The sequence below is a fragment of the Thiomonas sp. genome, assembly GCF_054608695.1.
On record NZ_JBTRXV010000003.1, the window covers coordinates 1 to 18,923 of the forward strand.

Genomic DNA, 18,923 nt, shown 5'->3' on the forward strand with positions numbered 1-18,923 from the left:
ATCAACTCAGCCACGAGCTGGCGAGCAGGCTCGCCGACTCCAGGGCGTTCCAGGCTGCACGGTCCGGTCTGGTCACCTCAGCGGTGATCCGACTGTACCGCGCTGGTCTGGTTTAAACATACAAGGGTGCCCGAACTGCGCCCTTCCCGGCTTCCTGCGCCAACGTCCTTTCGCACAGCCAGCCTTCCCACCAACACCAGCCCCGTTCATTCGCCCCGCATGCGTACCGCTCCAGCCGATCCGCCCGCCACCTCCGACGCCGCGCCCGACAGCGCCACCCCTGTCGCCGCGGCGCAGACGGTGCGCATCCAGCTCAAGCTGATGGCCACGCTCACCGACTACCTGCCGCAGCCGCGCCAGGGCCACCAGATCAGCCTTGAGCTGGCCGCCGGCACCACCATCCAGAACGTGGTCGAACGCTTTCGCCTGCCCTGGCAGCTGGTGCATCTGGTGCTGGTGGACGGCGTCTACATCCATCCCGAACATCGCGACACGCGGGCGCTGCTGGACGGCGAAACCCTGGCGATCTGGCCCCCGGTTGCCGGCGGTTGAACCCATGAGAAAACGCAGGGCCGCTCCCAAGCTTTCTCATCCCCCTCGGGGGGCCTGACGCGTACGCGTCAGGTCTGGGGGCACTCACAAGATGTTCGGCCCCGACGCGCCGGCCAGCGCAATCCTGGACATGGCCATCACCCGCGCCGAATTCGCGCGTCAACTCGCGCAAGCCTTCGGCCCGTTGCAAAGCCCGCCGCCCCATCTCCCCGACATGTTTGCCGGTTGCCACGACGGTTGCGCCTGGCGCATCGCCCTGCACCCGATCCAGCCCACCCGCCTGGGGCTGATCGTGCTCGAACGCTGGTCGGTGCAGATCGAACTCGATGCGCCAACGCCTGAAATCCGAGCTCGCTGGTGGCGGCGCTTCACCGCGTATTTTCAGAAGGGCGGCGGCTGAAACGCGTTGCCGTTGTCGTGACCCGTCCGGTGCTCACCACTCACCAGGCTTGAGCGCTTGCAGCGCCAGAAGCCGAGCTCAACGGCTGCTGCACAGCGTCGAGGATGGACGCCAGGATGCCGGGCAATTCGAACACCGCGCGGTTGCGGTAGGCGGCCACGCGTTCGCGGTAGGCTGGCAGCGCGGCAAGCAGTTCGGGCAGCGCGGCGTCGATGCCGCGAAAGCTGCGCAGCACCAGACCGAAGCCGTTGTCGCGCACCCAGTCGGTGTTGTAGCGCTCCTGCGGCATGGTCCAGGCGTTGCGCGTGACGACCACGGGCAGGCCGAGCTGCAGGGCTTCGCTCAAGGCGCCGGGGCCGGGTTTGCCGATGAAAAAGTCACCCAGGCGCATCCACTCGGCCACGTCCGGCGTGAAGCCCAGAATCAGGCGCGGCGCCGTGGCCGGCAGGGCGCGCAGCTTGTCGGCAAGTCTGGCATTGTGGCCGCACATCACAATGAGTTGCACCTCGGGCAGGCGCTGGGCGATGCCCAGCATGCTGCGCGAGCCGTGGCCGCCGAACATCACCACGCCGGTGGGACGGGCCGGGTCCAGGCCCAGGGCTTGCAGCCGCGCGGCGCGGTCGAAGCCGGCAGGCTCGCAGTAGAAATCCGGCCGGATGATCATGCCCGATGTGGGGTGGATGTGCGCCGCTGGATGGCCGGCCTCGCGGGCCTGTTGCACGGCGCGGGCGCTGCCGCAAACCACATGCTGGGCCAGCCCGGGTTCGATCCAGAAATGCGGCGGATGATCGGCCAGATCGGTCAGCACGGTCACAAAAGGCACGCCCGGCAGGCTGGCCGCGAGGCTCTCGCAGAGGGCGCGGTTGAAGTTGGGGATGAGCGAGACCACCATGTCCGGCTCGGTGCGCAGCCAATACTGCTGCAGGGACTTGAGCATGGGCTGGTGCGCTAGGCGGATGAGCGCCTGCAGCAGCTTGAGTTCCTGCGCCAGGCCCAGCGTCAGACCGTGCGCCAGACGCTTGTTGTACAGGTCTTCCGGGGCGATGCCGGTGAGCTTGCGAAAACTGCTCTGCGGGTCGAGCACCTCGGTGAGATTGACCAGCCGCACGGCCCAGCCCAGGCCGCTTGCGGCGATCGCCTGCTGCAGTGCCAGGGCCGAGGCGCGGTGGCCGCCGCCGGCGTTGAAGTAGACGAGATCGACGCTGGGCATGGGTGGTGCTCGCTTGGCGCGGCAGCGGCGTCAACCACCCGCCTCAGGCGGCCAGGCCTTCGGCCTCGTCCTCGCCGGGGTTCTCCAGGCTGAAGACATCGGCGTTGTCGTCGTAGGCATAGACCTCGGCGTAGCGGCCCCAGTCGATGGCGGTGTCGAGCACGCGCTCGGCTTCTTCCTCGCTGAAATGGTCTTCCAGTTCGTTGCGAAAGCGCGCGCCGGGTGCGAGGTGGTTGTGGCGCTCGTCGAGCACGGCGCGAATGCGCGCGGCCAACGGCACGCGGTCGATGAGATGGCGCGCGAACAGCGACTTGCGCTCCTGCACATCGGCCTCGACGAAGACGCGGCCGGCGGGGGTGAGTTCGATGTCGCCCTCCAGCACCTGGGCGAAACCGAGCAGCTCCACCGCCTCGATCAGCGGGAACAGATCGTCCACCGAGAAGTGCATGTCCTCGGCCAGCTCGGGCAGGCTGATGCGGCTGTTGCCGCTGCCCTGCTCCAGCGAAGCCAGCTCTTCGAGCAGGCCGGCGATCTGGTTCATCGACACATGCGGCAGGCGGTGGCCGATGCTGATGGCGCCGCGCTGCGCCACATTCACGCTGGCGGCGGGGCGGGCGGTCATGATGCCGTAGATATGCTCGACCAGATCGCGGAACTCCTGCGACTCGCGGTCGCGCGGCTGCGGCAACTGCACCGGAATGTCGGCGCGCACGCGCCCGGGATTGGAGCCGAGGATGAGAATGCGGTCGGCCATCAGCACCGCTTCCTCGATGTTGTGCGACACCAGCAAAATGCCGCGTGTGGGAATCTTGCGCTCGGCCCAGAGGTCGAGCAGGTCGGTGCGCAGGGTCTCGGAGGTGAGCACGTCCAGTGCCGAGAACGGCTCGTCCATCAGCAGCACATCGGGGTTGATGACCAGGGCCCGGGCGAAACCCACGCGCTGGCGCATGCCGCCCGACAGCTCGCGCGGATAGGCCGACTCGAAGCCGTCCAGGCCGATCAGGTCGATGGCGGCGAGCGCGCGCTGCCTGCGCTCGGCCGGCGGCACTTTGAGCGCCTCGAGCCCCAGCTCGACGTTCTGCAGCACCGTGAGCCAGGGGAACAGGGCGAAGCTCTGGAACACCATGGCCAGCCCCGGCACCGGGCCGTCGATGGGGCGGCCGCGATGCAGCAGGGTGCCGCCGCTGGACGGAATCAGCCCGGCGAGCATGCGCAGCAGGGTGGATTTACCCGAGCCGGAACGCCCCAGCAGCACCAGGATTTCACCCTCGCGCAGGTGCATATTCATGTCGTCGAGGATGAGCAGATCGGTGCCGTCTGGCGCCTTGAAGGCCTTGCGCACATGCTCGGCGCGGAAGATGTCGACACCCTCGTGCGGCTGCGGCGCAAGGCCGGGGGCGGCCTCGGCTGCGGTGGGCCGGGGATGCAGGGTTTGCGGAACGGCAGCCATGGGTCTTGTCTCCGTGCGGTGCGACTTCAGGTGTGGCTTCAGGTGTGGCAATCAGCGCACTCAGTCCAGGCGCACGCGGCGCACGGACAATTCGTACAAACGGTGCCAGAATAAGCGGTTGACCAGGATGACATAGAGCGACATCACGCCCACGCCAAGGGCAATCTGCGCGCTCCGGCCCTGCGCCGTGGCCTGGCTGATGAAGGCGCCCAATCCGGTGGCCACCAGGGTCTTGTCGCCCCAACTGACCACTTCGGCAACGATGCTGGCGTTCCACGCCCCGCCCGAGGCCGTGATGGCGCCGGTGACGAAGCCGGGAAACACCCCCGGCAGATACAGCCGCTTCCACAGCAGCCAACCGCGCAATCCCAGATTTTGCGCGGCTTCGCGCATGTCGGACGGAATGGCCGACGCCGCCCCCACGACCGAAAACAAGATGTACCACATGCTGCCGAGAATCATCAGCGGGGCGCTGAACACGTTCACGTTCAAATGCCAGTGGACGATGGCCACCACCACCAGCGGGAACAGCAGATTGGCCGGGAAGGCGGCGAGAAACTGCGCCAGCGGCTGCGCCGCCTGTGCCCAGCGCGGCCGCAGCCCGATCCACACGCCCACGGGCACCCAGATCAGCGCCGACAGCGCCACCAGCACGAACACCTTGAAGCCGGTGATGAGGCCCAGCCACAGCACATGGCCCACCAGCGGCCAGCCGAAGTCGCGCGGCAGCACTTGCACCAGCCGCACCACGGCCCACACGGCGATCACCACCACGGCGGCATAGAACACGCCGTCGCCCCAGCGCCGGCGCGCGGCGGGCGCTGGCGCTTTCTGCGCCACGCGCGGACTCAGGCGCACCGTCAATTCCCACAGCGCGGCGGGAATCACCGCGAGTTGACGCAGCACACGGGTGCGTCTGAGGTAGTCGAGCACGGCCGAGCGCGGAGCCTCGCCGGAGGACGTCATTTCGAACTTGAACTTGTCGGCCCAGGCGACGATGGGGCGGAACATCAGCGTGTCGTACAGCAGGATGATGACGATCATCGCACCGATGGCCCAGCCGATGGCGCCGAGGTCTTTCGCCTCGATGGCCCGGGCGATGTAGGAGCCGATGCCGGGGACGGTGACCGTCTGGTGCGCCACGGTGATGGCCTCCGACGCCACGACGAAAAACCAGCCGCCCGACATCGACATCATCGTGTTCCACACCAGCCCGGGCATGGCAAACGGCAGCTCCAGCTTCCAGAATCGCTGCCAGGCGTTGAGGCGGTACAGCGTGGCGGCTTCCTGCAGGTCGCGTGGCACGGTTTTCAGCGACTGGTACAGGCTGAAGGTCATGTTCCAGGCCTGCGAGGTGAACACGGCGAAGATCACCGCCAGTTGCACCCCCACCAGACTGCCTGGAAACAGCGCCATGAAGCCGGTGACGGTGATCGACAAATAGCCCAGGATGGGCACCGACTGCAGCACGTCCAGCACCGGCACCAGCAGGCGCTCGGCGTAGCGGTTGTGCGCCGCCAGCCAGGCGTAACCCAGGGTGAAGACGAAGGACACCACCAGTGCCGCCAGCATGCGCAGCACGGTGTACAGGCCGTACTCGGGCAGGGCCGTGGGCGAGAGCGAGATGGGGATGTTCTGCCCCAGCCGATAGGGCACCGCCATCTGGTGTCCGGCATGGCTGATGATGAAGAACAGGGCGATGACCAGCGGCAACGCGATCAGGTCGCGCCGGTTGGGCACGGGCAGTGGCAGGCGGCGCAGGGCGAAGGACATGGGTGTGCGGGCGGGCACCGGGCCGCCAAGGTGCGGCCGGTGAACCTTGCAGTCTATCGGCAGCATTGTGACAAGGCGGTGGCGTCTGATGAGAAAGCGCAGGGCCACCCCAAGTTTTTCATCCCCCTCGGGGGCAGCGGCTGCTAGGCATCAGTCTGGGGGCGCTCACAAAGCCGCCAGCGCCTGTGGGCTGCGATGCAAAGGCGAATGTTCCGCGTTCCGCCTCGACGTGAAAGCGTCATGCCGGCCATGCACAATCCGTCTGCGACGCCAAGGCTTGCCCAAGCGCAAGCCTTGGCCCGATGGACGCTCGGCCCCCGCAACCCCTGACTCATGCACATACGCCGTTACCTCTACGTCTCGCTCGCCACCGCGGTGCTGGTGATCGCGCTCAAGATGCTGGCCTTCCGACTCACCGGCTCGGTGGGCTTTCTGTCGGATGCGATGGAGTCGATGGTCAATGTGGTGGCCGCAGGCTTCGCGCTGCTCATGGTCAGCATCGCCGGCCGCCCGCCGGATGCCGACCACCCCTACGGCCACTCCAAGGCGGAGTACTTCTCCAGCGGCATCGAGGGTCTGCTCATCGGCGTGGCCGCGGTGCTCATCGTCGTCGAGGCTGCGCAGCGGCTGATGGCGCCGCAGCCGGTGGAGTCGGTGCCGGTGGGTGTGGCGCTCATCGCCCTGGCCACCGCCATCAACGCCGGCGTGGCCTGGTGGATGCTGCAGGGCGCCAAGCGCTTGCGCTCCATCGCGCTGGAGGCGGACGGCCGCCATCTGCTCACCGACGTGTGGACCAGCATCGGCGTCATCGTCGGCGTGGTGCTGGTGCCCATCACCGGCTGGCTCTGGCTCGACCCGGTGGTCGGCATTGCCGTGGCCTTGCACATCCTGCGCGAGGCCTACAGCCTGGTGGCGCGCTCGGTGGACGGGCTGATGGACAAATCCCTGCCGGACGACGATCTGGTCGCGGTGGAGCAGGTGCTGGTGCGCTACCGCAGCAAGGAGATGCGCTTCGACCATGTGCGCACCCGCCGCGCCGGCACCCGCCGCTTCGTCAGCATGCATCTGCACATGCCGGCGCAGTGGACCCTGGGCCGCGCCGCACATTGCCGGCTGACGGTGGAAAAGGCGCTGATGGACGCCATTCCCGGCATCGGCGTCACGATTGAAACCCTGCCGCAGGACGAGGAAACCCACCAGGAGGAATGCGGCCAGCCGGACGCCGCCGCCAAATTGCCCGAATGACGCCCCACAGTCCATTGCGCCCGTTGCAGCAGCCGACGCCCCCCGCGACAACAAGGCCGCAGCAAAACCCCCGCGAAGCCACGACGCCAGGCCCTCAAACCAGGGCTGCGCGGGTGCGTTCGCTGCGCTAAATTCGAGCCAGGGTTGACGCACACCCGCCGCCACACGGCCCCGACGACAGCCCCATCGCGCATCCACTTCTTGCGCCACACCACGACGCCTCGACCCCCTGCCCAGAACCGGAGCCCACCATGCAACTCAGCAGCCAGTCTTTCCAGGACCAGCAAGCCATTCCGATCCAGTTCGCGTTCTGCAAACCGTCCGCGGTGGGCCATGTGGCCCTGTCGGACAACCGCAACCCGCAACTGGCCTGGAGCGAGGTTCCGGCCGGCACGCAAAGCTTCGTCCTCATCAGCCACGATCCGGACGTGCCCAGTCGCGCCGACGATGTCAACCTCGACGGCCGCACCGTGCCCGCCGACTTGCCGCGGGTGGATTTTTTCCATTGGGTGCTGGTCGACATTCCGCCGGACTGGCGCGTCATTGCCGAAGGCGCGATGAGCGCCGGCGTGACCCCGCGCGGCAAGCAGCCGCTGGCCGGATCCGCGCCGCGCCACGGCATCAACGACTACACCGCCTGGTTCCAGGGCGACCAGGACATGGCCGGGCTGTACTACGGCTACGACGGCCCCTGCCCACCGTGGAACGATGCGCTGCTGCACCACTACATCTTCACGCTCTACGCGCTGGACGTGGCGCATTGCGCGGTGGACGGCGTGTTCACCGGCCAGCAGGTGCGCGCCGCCATCGCCGGCCATGTCTTGGCGCAGGCCAGCATCAGCGGCACCTACACCCTCAACCCGGCTTTGCTGCACGCAGCCTGAAGGCGGGGCCGGAACCGGGGGGTCGGGCCCTAAACTGCGCCCCTGCGCACCCGCTGCGCCCCGCAACGCCACGCCATCTGCCAGCCCACTGCCATGACCCAGGACAGCATCAGCCCGAAGAAACCGCTCAACGTGCAATGGCAGGGGCTCATCGGCATCGGCGTCGGCATCCTGGTGCTGGTCATCATCCTCGGCCTGCTGCGCTGGCGCCGCGACGGCCTGCCGGTCGACCCCGCCGAGCTGGAGATGAGCGCCTCCACACCTTGCATGGTGCAGGCCATCAGCGCCGCCACCGTTGGTGGCAAGCCCATCACCTACAGCCAGCTCGACAAGCTCAAGGCCCAGTGCGGGCAATGAGCTTGTCCTTGACCTCCCTACTCTCTTACTTCTTGCCCTTGATGCCGTCGATATAGTCGGCGATGACGGCAACCTGGTCCTCGGGGATGGGCGCCTTGAAGGCGTTCTTCATCTTGTTGACCTCCACCAGCCAGGCGGCCTTGCCCAGATCCGGTTGGTTCATCACCATGCCGACCGAGTGGCACATCAGGCAGTAGCTGTTGGCGGCCTTGGCGCCGGCCGAGTCGCCCGGGAACACGCGACTGCTTTCGGGCAGCTTGACGCTGGTGCTTTTGAGGGTGACGGCCTGGGCCGGGCTGGTCAGCAGCAAGGCCGTGGCGGCGAATGCGGCAAGCGCCAGGCCGAGTGCTGCGATGCGTTGTGCGTTGTTCATGCGTGTCTCCTCGTTCAAACGGCCATCACGGATGTGGACTCGACCACATTGCGCATGAAGCCGCCCGGGTTCCAGTTCGGCGTCATGGGCTGCTGCAGGCCGTCGCTATTGGTGCAGCGGGCCATCAGCGTTTGCGCGCCCTTGTCCAGCTTCACATGCGCGGTCCATTGGCGGAAGCTGTATTTGCCGTAGTCCTTGCCGAGTTGGGTCGGCATCCAGGTCTTGCCGCCGTCGATCGACAGCTCCACCATCTTCACCCCGGTGTCGCCACCGAAGGCGATGCCGCGCACCAGTTCGGGCCGGCCCGCCGGTACCTTGGCGCCCGTCGTGAGATTGGTGACGAAGGAGCGCGGCACCATTTTGTTGATGGGCACGAACTTCACGTCTTTCTCGCCCGGCGTCATGTTCGCCTGCGGCCAGTTGTCGGGGATGGTGTAGGCCGGATGCATCCAGAAATTGGTGTCCTCATGGTCGAGCACGGTGACGTGCTGCAGCATCTTGGTCCAGTAGGTGGCGTACCAGCCGGGGACGATGAGGCGGAAGGGGAAGCCGTTGAGCAGCGGCAGCGCCTGGCCGTTCATTTCCCAGGCGATCATCACTTCGCCATCGCGGGCATGGTCCACGTTGAGCGATTTCTTCAGGTTCGGCGCGGTGGGAATCACTGGTCGCTCGGAGCCCTCGAACTGCACCTGCACCGCGCCGGGTTTGACGCCGGCTTCGTCGAGCACGTCCTTGAGCCGCACGCCCACCCAGCGGGCATTGCCCATGGCGCCGTTGCTCCATTCGCCGCCGGCCACGCGTGGCTGGAAGTAGCCACGCGAGTTGCCGGAGCACTGGTTCACCGCCGCCAGCTCCACATGCTTGAACTTGCGCATGAGGTCGAACACGGTGAACTTGAGTTCCTGGTTCACATGCCCGCTGATGGTCACGGTATGGGTCTTGGGGTCCATGTGCGTGGGAATGTCGGCCCAGTGCCAGCGCACGTAAAACTCGTTGACCGGGGTGAACACACCCTTGTCGTAGACCGCGAACGGCGTCTCCAGCAACGGCGGTCGGGTGCGCTGCAAAATCATCGTGCCTTTTTGCGGGAAGGCGCTGGTGAGCCGTCGCTCATCCGGCCCGCCGGGCAGCGGCAGCTTGACCATGTCGGCGGCCAGGGCGCTGCGTGCCAGCAGCGCGGAGCCTAGGCCAAGCGCCCCAGCCTGCAACAATTGCCGACGCAGAATGGTGTCGATTTCAGGTTTCTTGGATGTCATGATGAATGCCTCCTCCGGGTTCACTCGGCCACTGCGGGCCGGAATCCGCCCAAAGTGGCGGATGGATGCATTTCAGGTTGTTTCACGGCCGAACACAAACCACTGTTTTCGATGAAATCAATCAAGTTTTCTGGGCAGTGAGTTGCCAGCCCGGCTTTCTTTGGTGCACATCGTTCAACGTGCACATATGCGCGATGGGGCATAAACAAGTCTGCATGCGGTTTCGGGGTTGATGCGTGTGTGCTGCGCTGGAGAGAATCGGGTCTGGCCAAGGCTACTGCCATCTGTATTACTTTATATTCAAATAGATATAACGCATACCGAGTAGAGTTACAGCAAGTCACATATTTCGCAGGCCACCATGGGGAACCCGTTCATCTCGACTGAACCCTGCCAGCGCATCGCTCACCGCAGCGGCGGCTGGCTGGCTCCCGAAAACACGCTTGCCGGATTCAAAGCCGGCTTGCAGGCAGGTTTCAGTGCCTTTGAATGCGATGTCAAACTGAGCGCCGACGGCGTGCCCTTCCTGCTGCACGACGACCTGCTTGGCCGCACCACCGAGGCCAGCGGCCGCGCCAGCTGGCAGCCCTGGGAACGGCTGGCGCAGCTTGATGCGGGCGCCGCGTTCAAGCCGCGCCTTGCTGGCGAGCGCCCCCCGGCAGGAGTCCGCTTGCGCACGGCTGGGGGCTCACATCAGCGCATTCCATCGCTGGAAAGCGTGGCGGCGTTGCTGGCCGGACAGGACATCTGGCTCAATCTGGAAATCAAGCCCGATGCCGACGCCAGCGCCGCGCAGCAAGCCGACTGGGGCGCTCGCATCGCCCAGGCTGCAGCTAGGCTCTGGGCCGATGCCGCGCAGCCGCCCTGTCTGTCTTCATTCTCCATCCCGGCCTTGCAGGGCGCGCTGCGCACGGCGCCCCAACTGCCCCGCGCCTGGCTGTGCGCGGCCTTGCTGCAGCACTGGCGCGAGGCCGCGCAAACCCTGGCGCTGCAGGCCCTCCACCTCGATGCCAGGGCGTGCACGCCAGAGCTGGCACATGCCGTGCACGCCGCCGCTTTGCGATTGCGCCTCTACACCGTGAACGACGCAGCCGTGCAGGCGCAGTGGTGCGCGGCGGGCATCGATGGCCTGTTCACCGACGCGCTCGACCTCGGCCCAGCACCCTCGCCGGCGGCCGCCTTCGACTCATGAGAAAACGCCGGGCCGCCAGCCGCCTGAGTCGTCTGGCCTTCGTGCCGTCCAAGCCTGCACTGGCAGGCTCGGAGCCGCGGTACTCAGCCCCAGGTTTTCTCATCCCCCTCGGGGGGCCTGACGCAACGCGGCAGGTCTGGGGGCGCACGCGGCCATGACCGAACCTTCCCGCCTGGGCATTTTGTGTGCCATGCAGGCCGAGCAGCAGATGCTGCTGCAACAACTCATTCCCACGCAGCCCCAGCGGCTGCACGGCAAGCGCGTTTATCACCGCGGCCGGCTGCACGGGCACGAGGTGGTGATGGCGCTGTCCGGCATCGGCAAGGTGGCGGCCGCGACCAGCGCCACCAGCCTGATCGCCGAGTTCGGCTGCGACGCCCTGCTGTTCACCGGCACCGCCGGCGGTTTGGGCGCGGCGGTCAAGATCGGCGACATCGTCGTCGCCCGCGACCTGCTGCAGCACGACCTCGACGCCTCGCCGTTGTTCCCGCGCTACGAGGTGCCCCTCACCGGCACCAGCCGCTTCGCCGCCGATGCCCTCTGGTCGGCGCGTTTGCTGCTCGCCGCGCGGGCCGCCATCGCCGGGGCCTTGCATGGCGCCGCCGGGCAGGCGCACCTGAAGCTGCTGGACATCGATGCGCCGCGCGTGCATCATGGCCTGTTGCTGAGCGGCGACCGCTTCGTCGGCGGCCCGGCTGACGCACAGCGCCTGCGCGCAGCCCTGCCCGACGCGCTGGCGGTGGACATGGAAAGCGCCGCCGTGGCGCAGGTGTGCGCCGACTACGGCGTGGCCTTCGCCGCGGTGCGCAGCATCTCCGACCGCGCCGACGCCGATGCCCACCTGGATTTCGACCGCTTCACCACCGAAGTGGCGCGGCATTACAGCGCCGAGGTGCTGCGCCTGGCCTTGCTGCCGGACTGAGGTCTGCGAGACCCTTTTTCGGCCTGCAACGTGAATGTGTTTGGATGTAAGCGTTAGTATGCGAATGTTCATCGCTGCATGCGCTCACATCTTTCCATGCTCTCTCAAATCTGGCAACTGCTGGCCGCGGGCGATGCGGCCACCTGGCACATCGTCGGCGTATCGCTGCGCGTCAGCGGCTCCAGCGTGCTGCTGGGTTTGCTGCTCGGCCTGCCGCTGGGAGCCTGGCTGGCGGTGCATGCGTTTCCCGGGCGCGGCGCGCTGGTGGCGCTGCTCAACAGCCTGCTCGGCCTGCCCTCGGTGATCGTCGGCTTGCTGGTGTATCTGCTGCTCTCGCGCAGCGGGCCCTTGGGCGAGCTGGGTTTGCTGTTCTCGGTGCCGGCGATGATTCTGGCGCAAACCCTGCTCACCACGCCGTTGATTGCCGCCGTGACGCGACAGATCGTGGCCGAATCCTGGCGACTGCACGGCGACCCCCTGCGCTCGCTGCGCCTGCGTGCCTTGCAGCGCGTGCGCTGGCTGTTGTGGGACTGCCGCCATGCCCTGCTGGTCGCAGCGCTCGCCGGGTTTGGCCGGGCGGTGTCCGAGGTCGGTGCGGTGATGATCGCCGGCGGCAATATCGAGGGCTACACCCGCACCATGACCACCGCCATCGCGCTGGAAACCAGCAAGGGCGACCTGCCGCTGGCGCTGGCCCTGGGCACGGTATTGATGGCGCTGGTGCTGCTGGTCAATGCCGCCGCCGCCCTGCTGCGCCAGCATGCGGCAGCGCGGTACGGAGAGGGCGCATGAGCCCGCAGAGCCGCCTCAAGGACGAATTCCCTCTCGGAGGGACGGCGCGTCGCGCCATGGGAGCCAGGCGATGACCGAAGGCTCGCTGTTCCCCATCACCCTGCACGGCGTGGGCCTGCGACGGGGCGCGAACTGGGTGTTGCGCGACCTCGATCTGCAGTTGGAGCGCGGCGGCATCACCGCGCTGGTGGGGCCGAACGGCGCGGGCAAAACCAGCTTGCTGCGGCTGATTCACGGTCTCGACGTGCCGAGCTGCGGCAGCTTGCGCTTCGCCGGCGAGGCGCCCCCGCAGGACGGCATGGCCTATGCCGCGCAAGCCATGGTGTTTGCGCACACGCCCTTGCTGCGCGCCTCGGTGGAGGACAACTTGCGTCTGGCCTTGTGTGCAGCGTCCACCGACAACCGCCGCGCCTTGCTCGATGCCGCGCTTGCCCGCGCAGGCCTCAAGGAGCAAGCGCGGCAAAGCGCCGCCAGCCTGTCGTCCGGCCAGCGCCAGCGTCTGGCGCTGGCGCGCGCCTGGATGTTGCAGCCCGTGCTGCTGCTGCTCGACGAACCCTGCAGCCATCTCGACCAGCGGGCCAGCGCAGCCATCCTGCAAGACGTGCAAGACCTCGCCGCGCAGGGCATCACGGTGCTGCTCAGCACCCATCGCCCGGAAGAGATTGCCCTGGCGCAGCGGGTGCTGCGCCTCGAACACGGCCACCTGCAAACCAACCACGAACCGCATCACCCCGCGCCGCGACACAGCGGCACAGACATCCAAGGAGACGTCTCATGTTCACCCGCCTACGCCTGCACGCCGCAGGCCTGATCAGCGCCGCAGCGCTGGCCCTGTTCCCGCTGGCCGCGCAGGCGCAAGTCGAGAAAGAAGCCGCGCCCGGCATCGTCGTCGCCTCCACCACCTCCACCGAGCAGTCGGGCTTGTTCGGCCACATCCTGCCGCTGTTCACCAAGGACACCGGGATTGCCGTGAAGGTGGTGGCCGTGGGCACGGGGCAGGCGCTGGACATCGGCCGGCGTGGTGATGCCGACGTGGTGTTCGTGCACGACCGCGCGGCGGAAGATCGCTTCGTCGCCGAAGCTTGGGGCGTGGACCGGCGCGACGTCATGTACAACGATTTCGTCCTCGTCGGCCCGAAGTCCGATCCGGCGGATGTGGCGCAGGCCAAGACCTTGGCGGACGCGTTGCGGCGCATCGCGGCGAAGCAGGCGCTGTTCATCTCGCGCGGCGACAAGAGCGGCACCCACGCCGCCGAACTGCGCGTCTGGAAGCAGGCGGGCGTCGATCCGGTGGCCGAGGGACGCGGCAAGTGGTACCGCGAAATCGGCGCCGGCATGGGGCAGGCGCTCAACACCGCTGCGGCTTTGGGCGCCTACACCCTGAGCGATCGCGGTACCTGGCTGGCGTTCAAGAACCGGGGCGACCTGACCATCGTGCTGCAAGGCGACCCCTCCCTGTTCAACCCCTACGGCGTCATGCTGGTCAACCCCGCCAAACACCCGCAGGTCAAAGCCGCGCAGGGCCGCGCTTTCATCGACTGGCTCACCTCGCCGGTCGGCCAGCAGGCGATTGCCGGCGCCAAGATCAACGGTGAGCCGCTGTTCTTCCCCAGCGCCAAGCCCGGGCTTTGAGCGCCCCGGGGACGGGGCTCATCCTCTCCTCAACATCTTCAGGCTGGCGCCGCCTCGGCCTTGCGCGGCGGCCGGCCGGCCACCAGGATGAAGGTGAACAAGCGGCATTCGATCGGCCCGTTGTAGACCACGTGGCGCCGCGCCGGCTTCAGGCGCAGGGCCTTGTCGGCCTGCAGGTCGGCCAGCAGCAAGGCGGCATGCCAGCCGACGAAGCGCTGCTTGAGCACGTCGCCCAGGCGCGGCAGAAAGTCTTCGGCCTCGCGGCCCTTGGCCTCGATGCGCTCGGCATACGGCGGGTTGGTGACGATGTGCCCCACCTGACCCGGCGCCAGTTGCACGGGCGGCACCGCGTCCATCACATCGGCCTGCTGGAAGCGGATGGCGCCCTCCACCCCGGCGCGCTGCGCGTTGGCGCGCGTGAGCTGCACCATGCGCGGGTCGATGTCGGCGGCGATGATGGCCGCTGGCGGCGCACGCCGCGCCGCGCTGGCGGCCTGGCGCAGGCCGATCCAGACGCCGCGGTCGAAGCCTTGCAGGCGCTCGAAGCCGAAGCTGCGGCCCAGACCCGGAGCGATGTTGCACGCCATCTGCGCCGCCTCCACGGCCAGCGTGCCGGCGCCGCACAGCGGGTCGAACAGCACGGCGTCCGGTGTCCAGCCCGAGAGCATCAACAACCCGGCGGCAAGGTTCTCCTTCAGCGGTGCCTCGCCATGCTCGGTGCGCCAGCCGCGCTTGAACAGCGCCTCGCCCGAGGTGTCGAGATACAGCAGGGCGTCGCTCGCGGTGAGGTGCAGTTGCACCCGCACATCGGGCTGTTCGCGGTCCACGCTGGGGCGCTCTTCGCCGCGCGCGCGAAAGTGGTCGCAAACGCCGTCTTTCGCGCGCAGGGCGGTGAAATGCAGACTGTCGAGAAAGCCGCCGCTGCGAGCGGGGCTGTCGCGGCCGCTGCGGGCCGTGGCCGGCCACACCGCTTTTTGGCTGGGGGCGCGCTCCGCTGGAATGCGCTCGGCCGTGACGTCCACCCGCAGGGTTTGCGTCGGCTTGAACCAGCGCCCCCAGGGCAGCTTGAGCGCCAGCCGGTACACCTCGTCGGCCTGCGTCACCGGGGCCCGGCCGAGGCAGAGCAATACGCGCGAGGCAATATGGCTGTGCAGGTTCAGGCGCATCACATCGTCGAGCGTGCCACGCGCCGGCACACCGCTGGCCACCGCGTCGCCAACCTGCAGCGTGGCACTGCCGAGCTGCTGCATTTCCGCCACGAGCATGGCTTCCAGCCCGCGCGGGCAGGGCAGAAACAAGGCGTGAAGATCGGACATGGCGGGCTCGCGGACAAAGCCTGCAGCTTAACGCTTGGGCCTTGCCGTGGCACGCCTGCTGCTGGCGCTTGGGAACCGGAACGGCCTATCCATACGCCCGAATATTGCGGGTGCTGCATTTCGGCGGCGGGGGTCTTGGGCGTGGGGACGATGCTCGGTGGTGCACGCAGGCCAGGATGGCATCAGGATTAAGCTAGTAGTGCGCTGTCCAGAAACCTGCCATGATTCATTCTTGGTGCTGACGCCCGATCTCCATTGGTGAGTTTTTTCCGTCACTGTCACTGTCCTACACCAGCAACGATTCCCAAAAATCACCCAAATGCCATGAAGCGACTGACCCTGCCCACCACGAATCTGCTGTTTTCAATGCTGCTGGGCCTGGCGCCAGCTGCGCATGCGGCGCCAGCACCGACTTCGCCAACGCTGATGCTGGGCATCCAGAATGGACTGGTGCAGGAAAACGCGGTGGCGCTCGGCAACACCGCGCAGGAACTCGCTGACGTGATCGGCGCCGCAGCGGGGCACAAAGTGATTTGGGAGGCCAACTATTCCAAGGCTGATGCCGGCAAGCAGGCATCTGAAGGCAGCCACTTTGACTTTGTCTTCAGCAAACCGCCCAACCTGAGCGCGGCACTCCTGAGCAAGGGCTGGCAACTCGTGGCGACGGCGAAATCCCCCGTGGAGTTCGGCACCGACTTCATCGCCCAGCCCTGCCCGGGCAAACCCGGCGAGATCTTGCTGGGCGGGCCGACACTCGCCATCCTCGGTGTGGAACGTGTGCCGCCGGCAACCTGCGTGGCCGCGGCCGATGCCTGGAAGTCGCCAGCCGCACTGCTGCTGACACCCACCAAGGGCAGCCTGGTGGACAAGGTGGCCACCAAGGTGTGGCTGCAGCGCGCGGGTACGCCGCCGAAGGTGATTTATGTGGCGTACCAGAATGCGGTCACGGGTTTCATGCAGACCACGCATGCGGCCGTGATCGGCGCGGTCACGCCACTCGTATCGAAAAAGTGGAAAGCTGAAGGTGGCATCGTTCTGGCCCATCAGTCCATGCCCTTCTGGGCGTTGCTGGCTGCTCCCGGCACGCCTGCCGCGACCGTGGACAAGGTGCGCGCCGCCATGCTCGGCAACCCGTCCCAACGTCTCAACGAGATGTTGCACATTCCCGGCTGGGAAGCTGGCAGCCCCAAGCCTTATGCGGAATTCATGCAGTGGCTCAAAGCCAAGAACTGAAAACGCGGCAACGGGTCATGCCGCCCAAGGCCGGCCTTCCCGGCTTTGGTGCGGCATCGTGGCGGCTTGCCGATTCCCGGGTTAGCACCGGCCAGTCGATGTCCACCTGCGTGCCGGCTCCAGGCGCCGCTGCCGTAGGCGCCTCGGCCCCATCCACCATGAGGGCGGCGCGTGAGCGCCAATGCACCTCGCCACCCAGGGCGCGTGCGCATATTGCGCAGTCCCTGGCCCTCGTAGACCTGGTCGGGGTCGAAACCCGCGCCATCATCACCAATGCGCAGGTGCAGCTGGCCGCCCTCGCAGCTCAGGCTGATGCTGATGCGACTGGCCATGGCATGCCGCATGCTGTTGCTGGCGGCCTCATGCACCAGGGCGTGCAGGCTGGATGGAGGCGCCAAGGGGCGCGGATACATCATGAACAAGCCGACCAGGCTCATGCCGAAACTGACGGCACCCGGATGGTTGATGGCCGATAGCCCGCGAAACAAACCGCCCGGCAGCGCCAGCTCACGTGCGCTGTAAACGGCCGCGGCCGCGGTGGTGGCGAGCAGCAGCAAGCCGGCAGCGGCCAGCATGCGCGCAGCCCAGTCGTGCGGGCGCAGGACCCAGACCCAGGCGCTGAGCAGCCAGGCCGGCGCACCCACGGCCAACTGGAACCAGAACATCGGCGTCAGGCTCTGCGGCGGGCGCCACGGCGCGGGCGTGAGCCTCGTGTCGTGCGGCTCGCCGCCGGCGCCGACCCGGCGCAGCAGCACCAGGCCACGGAGCATGACGGCGATGCGTTCCTGGCGCGCAAACAGGCGGCGCATCTCGGTGTAGCTGTCGAAAACATCGGGCTCTTCGATCAGGTCATCGCTCTCCAGCGCCATGGCCGGGCCCCGGCGGCCGGCAACATCCACCGGGGCGATGCTCACCACGCGCGCAGGAGCCATGAGCCACGGCATGCTTTCCCCATTCGATCGGGACCCAACCCCAGCATGGGGCCACGCCCCCGTAACGCGCTGTTGCCTTGCCATCTCAAGGAATCTCAAGGAGATAGGCTGGAATCGCACAGCATGTCTGCCCGCAGATGTCACCCCGCCTGGCGGGGGGCGGCTGCCGCAGGGCAGCCGCATCAGGAGCCTCAGCTCTGGGCCTGCAGCGCGTCCAGGAAGCGTGCGGCCACGTCAAAGCCGGTTTGCTGGGTGATTTCGACGAAGCAGGTGGGGCTGGTGACGTTGATCTCGGTGAGTCGCTCGCCGATGATGTCGATGCCCACCAGCAGCAAGCCGCGCGCGGCCAGCGTCGGGCCGAGCGCTTCGCCAATGGCGCGGTCGGACGCAGTGAGCGGCTGGGCCACGCCCAGGCCGCCGGCGGCAAGGTTGCCACGGGTTTCGCCATGTTGCGGAATGCGCGCCAGCGCGAACGGCACCGGCTCGCCGCCGATGATGAGCACGCGCTTGTCGCCCTGCGCAATTTCGGGAATGAAGCGCTGGGCCATGATGCTGCGCCGGCCCCAGTCGGTGAGGGTTTCCAGCACCACGCCCAGGTTCACGTCGGGGCTGCCGCCGGCGCCTGCACGCAGGCGGAAAATGCCGGCGCCGCCCATGCCGTCCAGCGGCTTGACGATGATGTCGCCGTGCTCGGCGGCAAAGGCGCGCAGCTGCGCCATATCGCGGCTCACCAGCGTGGCCGGAATGAACTGCGGCCATTCCAGGATGGCGAGTTTTTCCGGGTGGTCGCGCAGCGCACGCGGCGCGTTGAACACGCGCGCGCCCTCGCGCTCGGCCTGCTCCAGCAAGTGGGTGGCGTAGAAGAACTCGCTGTCGAACGGTGGGTCCTTGCGCATCAGCACGGCGTCGAAGTCGTGCAGCGCGCGCTCCACCTGTTCGATCTCGCTGAACCAGGGCTTGGCCGCGTCCAGCACCTGGATGTGGCGGCACAGTGCGCGCACCGGGCCTGCCTGCGCCGCGCCGGCGCCGCCGGCCCAGTGCAGGTGGCGTGGTTCGCACGCCCACACCGCGTCGCCACGGCGCTGCGCCTCGCGCAGCATTGCCAGGGTCGAGTCCTTCTTGGGGTTGAAGGCCTCCAGCGGGTCGGCGACGACGAGCAGATTCATGGGCAGCGCCGGCGGTATGAGCGCCCCAGGCCGCCGCCATGCAGCGGCCGCCCCCCGCGGGGGATGAGCATGGACCAGCGAACAGGCCCGCGCCGGTTCGCGCGCCATGCGAATGGCCTCGGCGCATGCTCCGCGCCGCGCCTCCCGAGCAAACTTGGGGCTGAGTGCCGCGGCTCCAAGCCCGCCAGTGCAGGCTTGGACGGCACGAAGGCCAGCCGACTCTGGCGGCTGGCGGCCC

At 67.6% G+C, this 18,923-nt stretch carries 19 protein-coding genes; 11 read left to right on the forward strand and 8 right to left on the reverse strand.

Annotation, left to right across the window (positions count from 1 at the left end):
* Nucleotides 1-219 precede the first annotated feature (219 nt).
* Together ACYCUK_RS02760 and ACYCUK_RS02765 are read left to right on the forward strand one after the other, a co-directional pair.
* Nucleotides 220-552, forward strand: coding sequence for a MoaD/ThiS family protein (locus tag ACYCUK_RS02760; protein ID WP_461593313.1), 333 nt, complete (start codon nt 220-222; stop codon nt 550-552).
* 91 nt (nt 553-643) lie between these two features.
* The gene (locus tag ACYCUK_RS02765) at nt 644-952 is read left to right on the forward strand and encodes a hypothetical protein (RefSeq protein WP_461593314.1); all 309 of its coding nucleotides are present in this window, start codon (nt 644-646) and stop codon (nt 950-952) included.
* Between the two features lie 40 nt (nt 953-992).
* Here the strand turns inward: ACYCUK_RS02765 and ACYCUK_RS02770 are convergent, their stop codons facing one another.
* Genes ACYCUK_RS02770 through ACYCUK_RS02780 form a run of 3 tightly spaced genes read right to left on the reverse strand, consistent with a single transcriptional unit; the run spans nt 993 to nt 5,385 of the window.
* Nucleotides 993-2,162, reverse strand: a complete 1,170-nt coding sequence (locus tag ACYCUK_RS02770; protein ID WP_461593315.1) for a glycosyltransferase family protein — start codon at nt 2,160-2,162, stop codon at nt 993-995.
* 43 nt (nt 2,163-2,205) lie between these two features.
* Entirely contained in the window at nt 2,206-3,612 is a 1,407-nt protein-coding gene (locus ACYCUK_RS02775; RefSeq protein WP_461593316.1) for an ABC transporter ATP-binding protein, read from the reverse strand.
* A gap of 60 nt (nt 3,613-3,672) precedes the next feature.
* Nucleotides 3,673-5,385, reverse strand: coding sequence for an ABC transporter permease (locus ACYCUK_RS02780; RefSeq protein WP_461593317.1), 1,713 nt, complete (start codon nt 5,383-5,385; stop codon nt 3,673-3,675).
* Nucleotides 5,386-5,718: 333 nt separating this feature from the next.
* Here ACYCUK_RS02780 and ACYCUK_RS02785 point away from each other — a divergent pair, with 333 nt between their 5' ends.
* The 3 genes from ACYCUK_RS02785 to ACYCUK_RS02795 all read left to right on the forward strand — a co-directional run bounded on the left by ACYCUK_RS02785 (nt 5,719) and on the right by ACYCUK_RS02795 (nt 7,871).
* Nucleotides 5,719-6,630, forward strand: a complete 912-nt coding sequence (locus ACYCUK_RS02785) for a cation diffusion facilitator family transporter (RefSeq protein WP_461593318.1) — start codon at nt 5,719-5,721, stop codon at nt 6,628-6,630.
* Nucleotides 6,631-6,881: 251 nt separating this feature from the next.
* The gene (locus ACYCUK_RS02790) at nt 6,882-7,514 is read left to right on the forward strand and encodes a YbhB/YbcL family Raf kinase inhibitor-like protein (protein WP_461593319.1); all 633 of its coding nucleotides are present in this window, start codon (nt 6,882-6,884) and stop codon (nt 7,512-7,514) included.
* A 93-nt stretch (nt 7,515-7,607) separates the two neighbouring features.
* Nucleotides 7,608-7,871, forward strand: a complete 264-nt coding sequence (locus ACYCUK_RS02795; protein WP_461593320.1) for a hypothetical protein — start codon at nt 7,608-7,610, stop codon at nt 7,869-7,871.
* A gap of 25 nt (nt 7,872-7,896) precedes the next feature.
* Here ACYCUK_RS02795 and ACYCUK_RS02800 read toward each other — a convergent pair whose 3' ends face one another.
* Nucleotides 7,897-8,244, reverse strand: a complete 348-nt coding sequence (locus tag ACYCUK_RS02800) for a c-type cytochrome (protein ID WP_461593321.1) — start codon at nt 8,242-8,244, stop codon at nt 7,897-7,899.
* Nucleotides 8,245-8,258: 14 nt separating this feature from the next.
* Nucleotides 8,259-9,500 carry a molybdopterin-dependent oxidoreductase gene (locus tag ACYCUK_RS02805; protein ID WP_461593322.1) on the reverse strand — a complete coding sequence of 414 codons (1,242 nt, stop codon included), beginning with the start codon at nt 9,498-9,500 and terminating at the stop codon, nt 8,259-8,261.
* Nucleotides 9,501-9,861: 361 nt separating this feature from the next.
* Between ACYCUK_RS02805 and ACYCUK_RS02810 the strand changes: the two genes are divergently transcribed.
* From ACYCUK_RS02810 to ACYCUK_RS02830, 5 genes are all read left to right on the forward strand, one after another.
* A complete protein-coding gene (locus ACYCUK_RS02810; protein ID WP_461593323.1) occupies nt 9,862-10,692 on the forward strand; it encodes a glycerophosphodiester phosphodiesterase family protein in 831 nt (276 codons plus the stop codon).
* 154 nt (nt 10,693-10,846) lie between these two features.
* Nucleotides 10,847-11,614, forward strand: coding sequence for a 5'-methylthioadenosine/adenosylhomocysteine nucleosidase (locus tag ACYCUK_RS02815; protein WP_461593324.1), 768 nt, complete (start codon nt 10,847-10,849; stop codon nt 11,612-11,614).
* A 96-nt stretch (nt 11,615-11,710) separates the two neighbouring features.
* A complete protein-coding gene (locus ACYCUK_RS02820; RefSeq protein WP_461593325.1) occupies nt 11,711-12,406 on the forward strand; it encodes an ABC transporter permease in 696 nt (231 codons plus the stop codon).
* Nucleotides 12,407-12,476: 70 nt separating this feature from the next.
* Nucleotides 12,477-13,217 carry an ABC transporter ATP-binding protein gene (locus ACYCUK_RS02825; protein ID WP_461593326.1) on the forward strand — a complete coding sequence of 247 codons (741 nt, stop codon included), beginning with the start codon at nt 12,477-12,479 and terminating at the stop codon, nt 13,215-13,217.
* A complete protein-coding gene (locus ACYCUK_RS02830) occupies nt 13,181-14,038 on the forward strand; it encodes an ABC transporter substrate-binding protein (protein WP_461593327.1) in 858 nt (285 codons plus the stop codon). Before ACYCUK_RS02825 ends, ACYCUK_RS02830 begins: the two co-directional genes overlap by 37 nt.
* Nucleotides 14,039-14,076: 38 nt before the next feature.
* Here the strand turns inward: ACYCUK_RS02830 and ACYCUK_RS02835 are convergent, their stop codons facing one another.
* Nucleotides 14,077-15,354, reverse strand: coding sequence for a THUMP domain-containing class I SAM-dependent RNA methyltransferase (locus ACYCUK_RS02835; RefSeq protein WP_461593328.1), 1,278 nt, complete (start codon nt 15,352-15,354; stop codon nt 14,077-14,079).
* A 324-nt stretch (nt 15,355-15,678) separates the two neighbouring features.
* Between ACYCUK_RS02835 and ACYCUK_RS02840 the strand changes: the two genes are divergently transcribed.
* Nucleotides 15,679-16,587 carry a substrate-binding domain-containing protein gene (locus ACYCUK_RS02840; RefSeq protein ID WP_461593329.1) on the forward strand — a complete coding sequence of 303 codons (909 nt, stop codon included), beginning with the start codon at nt 15,679-15,681 and terminating at the stop codon, nt 16,585-16,587.
* Here the strand turns inward: ACYCUK_RS02840 and ACYCUK_RS02845 are convergent.
* A complete protein-coding gene (locus ACYCUK_RS02845; RefSeq protein ID WP_461593330.1) occupies nt 16,548-17,531 on the reverse strand; it encodes a sensor histidine kinase in 984 nt (327 codons plus the stop codon). The two genes, ACYCUK_RS02840 and ACYCUK_RS02845, sit on opposite strands and share 40 nt — an antisense overlap.
* Nucleotides 17,532-17,710: 179 nt before the next feature.
* Nucleotides 17,711-18,685, reverse strand: a complete 975-nt coding sequence (gene gshB, locus ACYCUK_RS02850) for a glutathione synthase (RefSeq protein WP_461593331.1) — start codon at nt 18,683-18,685, stop codon at nt 17,711-17,713.
* Nucleotides 18,686-18,923: the final 238 nt, after the last annotated feature.

What these genes read in the sequence shown, in the direction of transcription:
- ACYCUK_RS02760 (WP_461593313.1), top strand. Translation starts at nt 220, where the DNA reads ATGCGTACCGCTCCAGCCGATCCGCCCGCCACCTCCGACGCCGCGCCC.
- ACYCUK_RS02765 (WP_461593314.1), top strand. Translation starts at nt 644, where the DNA reads ATGTTCGGCCCCGACGCGCCGGCCAGCGCAATCCTGGACATGGCCATC.
- ACYCUK_RS02770 (WP_461593315.1), bottom strand. Translation starts at nt 2,162, where the DNA reads ATGCCCAGCGTCGATCTCGTCTACTTCAACGCCGGCGGCGGCCACCGC.
- ACYCUK_RS02775 (WP_461593316.1), bottom strand. Translation starts at nt 3,612, where the DNA reads ATGGCTGCCGTTCCGCAAACCCTGCATCCCCGGCCCACCGCAGCCGAG.
- ACYCUK_RS02780 (WP_461593317.1), bottom strand. Translation starts at nt 5,385, where the DNA reads ATGTCCTTCGCCCTGCGCCGCCTGCCACTGCCCGTGCCCAACCGGCGC.
- ACYCUK_RS02785 (WP_461593318.1), top strand. Translation starts at nt 5,719, where the DNA reads ATGCACATACGCCGTTACCTCTACGTCTCGCTCGCCACCGCGGTGCTG.
- ACYCUK_RS02790 (WP_461593319.1), top strand. Translation starts at nt 6,882, where the DNA reads ATGCAACTCAGCAGCCAGTCTTTCCAGGACCAGCAAGCCATTCCGATC.
- ACYCUK_RS02795 (WP_461593320.1), top strand. Translation starts at nt 7,608, where the DNA reads ATGACCCAGGACAGCATCAGCCCGAAGAAACCGCTCAACGTGCAATGG.
- ACYCUK_RS02800 (WP_461593321.1), bottom strand. Translation starts at nt 8,244, where the DNA reads ATGAACAACGCACAACGCATCGCAGCACTCGGCCTGGCGCTTGCCGCA.
- ACYCUK_RS02805 (WP_461593322.1), bottom strand. Translation starts at nt 9,500, where the DNA reads ATGACATCCAAGAAACCTGAAATCGACACCATTCTGCGTCGGCAATTG.
- ACYCUK_RS02810 (WP_461593323.1), top strand. Translation starts at nt 9,862, where the DNA reads ATGGGGAACCCGTTCATCTCGACTGAACCCTGCCAGCGCATCGCTCAC.
- ACYCUK_RS02815 (WP_461593324.1), top strand. Translation starts at nt 10,847, where the DNA reads ATGACCGAACCTTCCCGCCTGGGCATTTTGTGTGCCATGCAGGCCGAG.
- ACYCUK_RS02820 (WP_461593325.1), top strand. Translation starts at nt 11,711, where the DNA reads ATGCTCTCTCAAATCTGGCAACTGCTGGCCGCGGGCGATGCGGCCACC.
- ACYCUK_RS02825 (WP_461593326.1), top strand. Translation starts at nt 12,477, where the DNA reads ATGACCGAAGGCTCGCTGTTCCCCATCACCCTGCACGGCGTGGGCCTG.
- ACYCUK_RS02830 (WP_461593327.1), top strand. Translation starts at nt 13,181, where the DNA reads ATGTTCACCCGCCTACGCCTGCACGCCGCAGGCCTGATCAGCGCCGCA.
- ACYCUK_RS02835 (WP_461593328.1), bottom strand. Translation starts at nt 15,354, where the DNA reads ATGTCCGATCTTCACGCCTTGTTTCTGCCCTGCCCGCGCGGGCTGGAA.
- ACYCUK_RS02840 (WP_461593329.1), top strand. Translation starts at nt 15,679, where the DNA reads ATGAAGCGACTGACCCTGCCCACCACGAATCTGCTGTTTTCAATGCTG.
- ACYCUK_RS02845 (WP_461593330.1), bottom strand. Translation starts at nt 17,531, where the DNA reads ATGCCGTGGCTCATGGCTCCTGCGCGCGTGGTGAGCATCGCCCCGGTG.
- gshB (WP_461593331.1), bottom strand. Translation starts at nt 18,685, where the DNA reads ATGAATCTGCTCGTCGTCGCCGACCCGCTGGAGGCCTTCAACCCCAAG.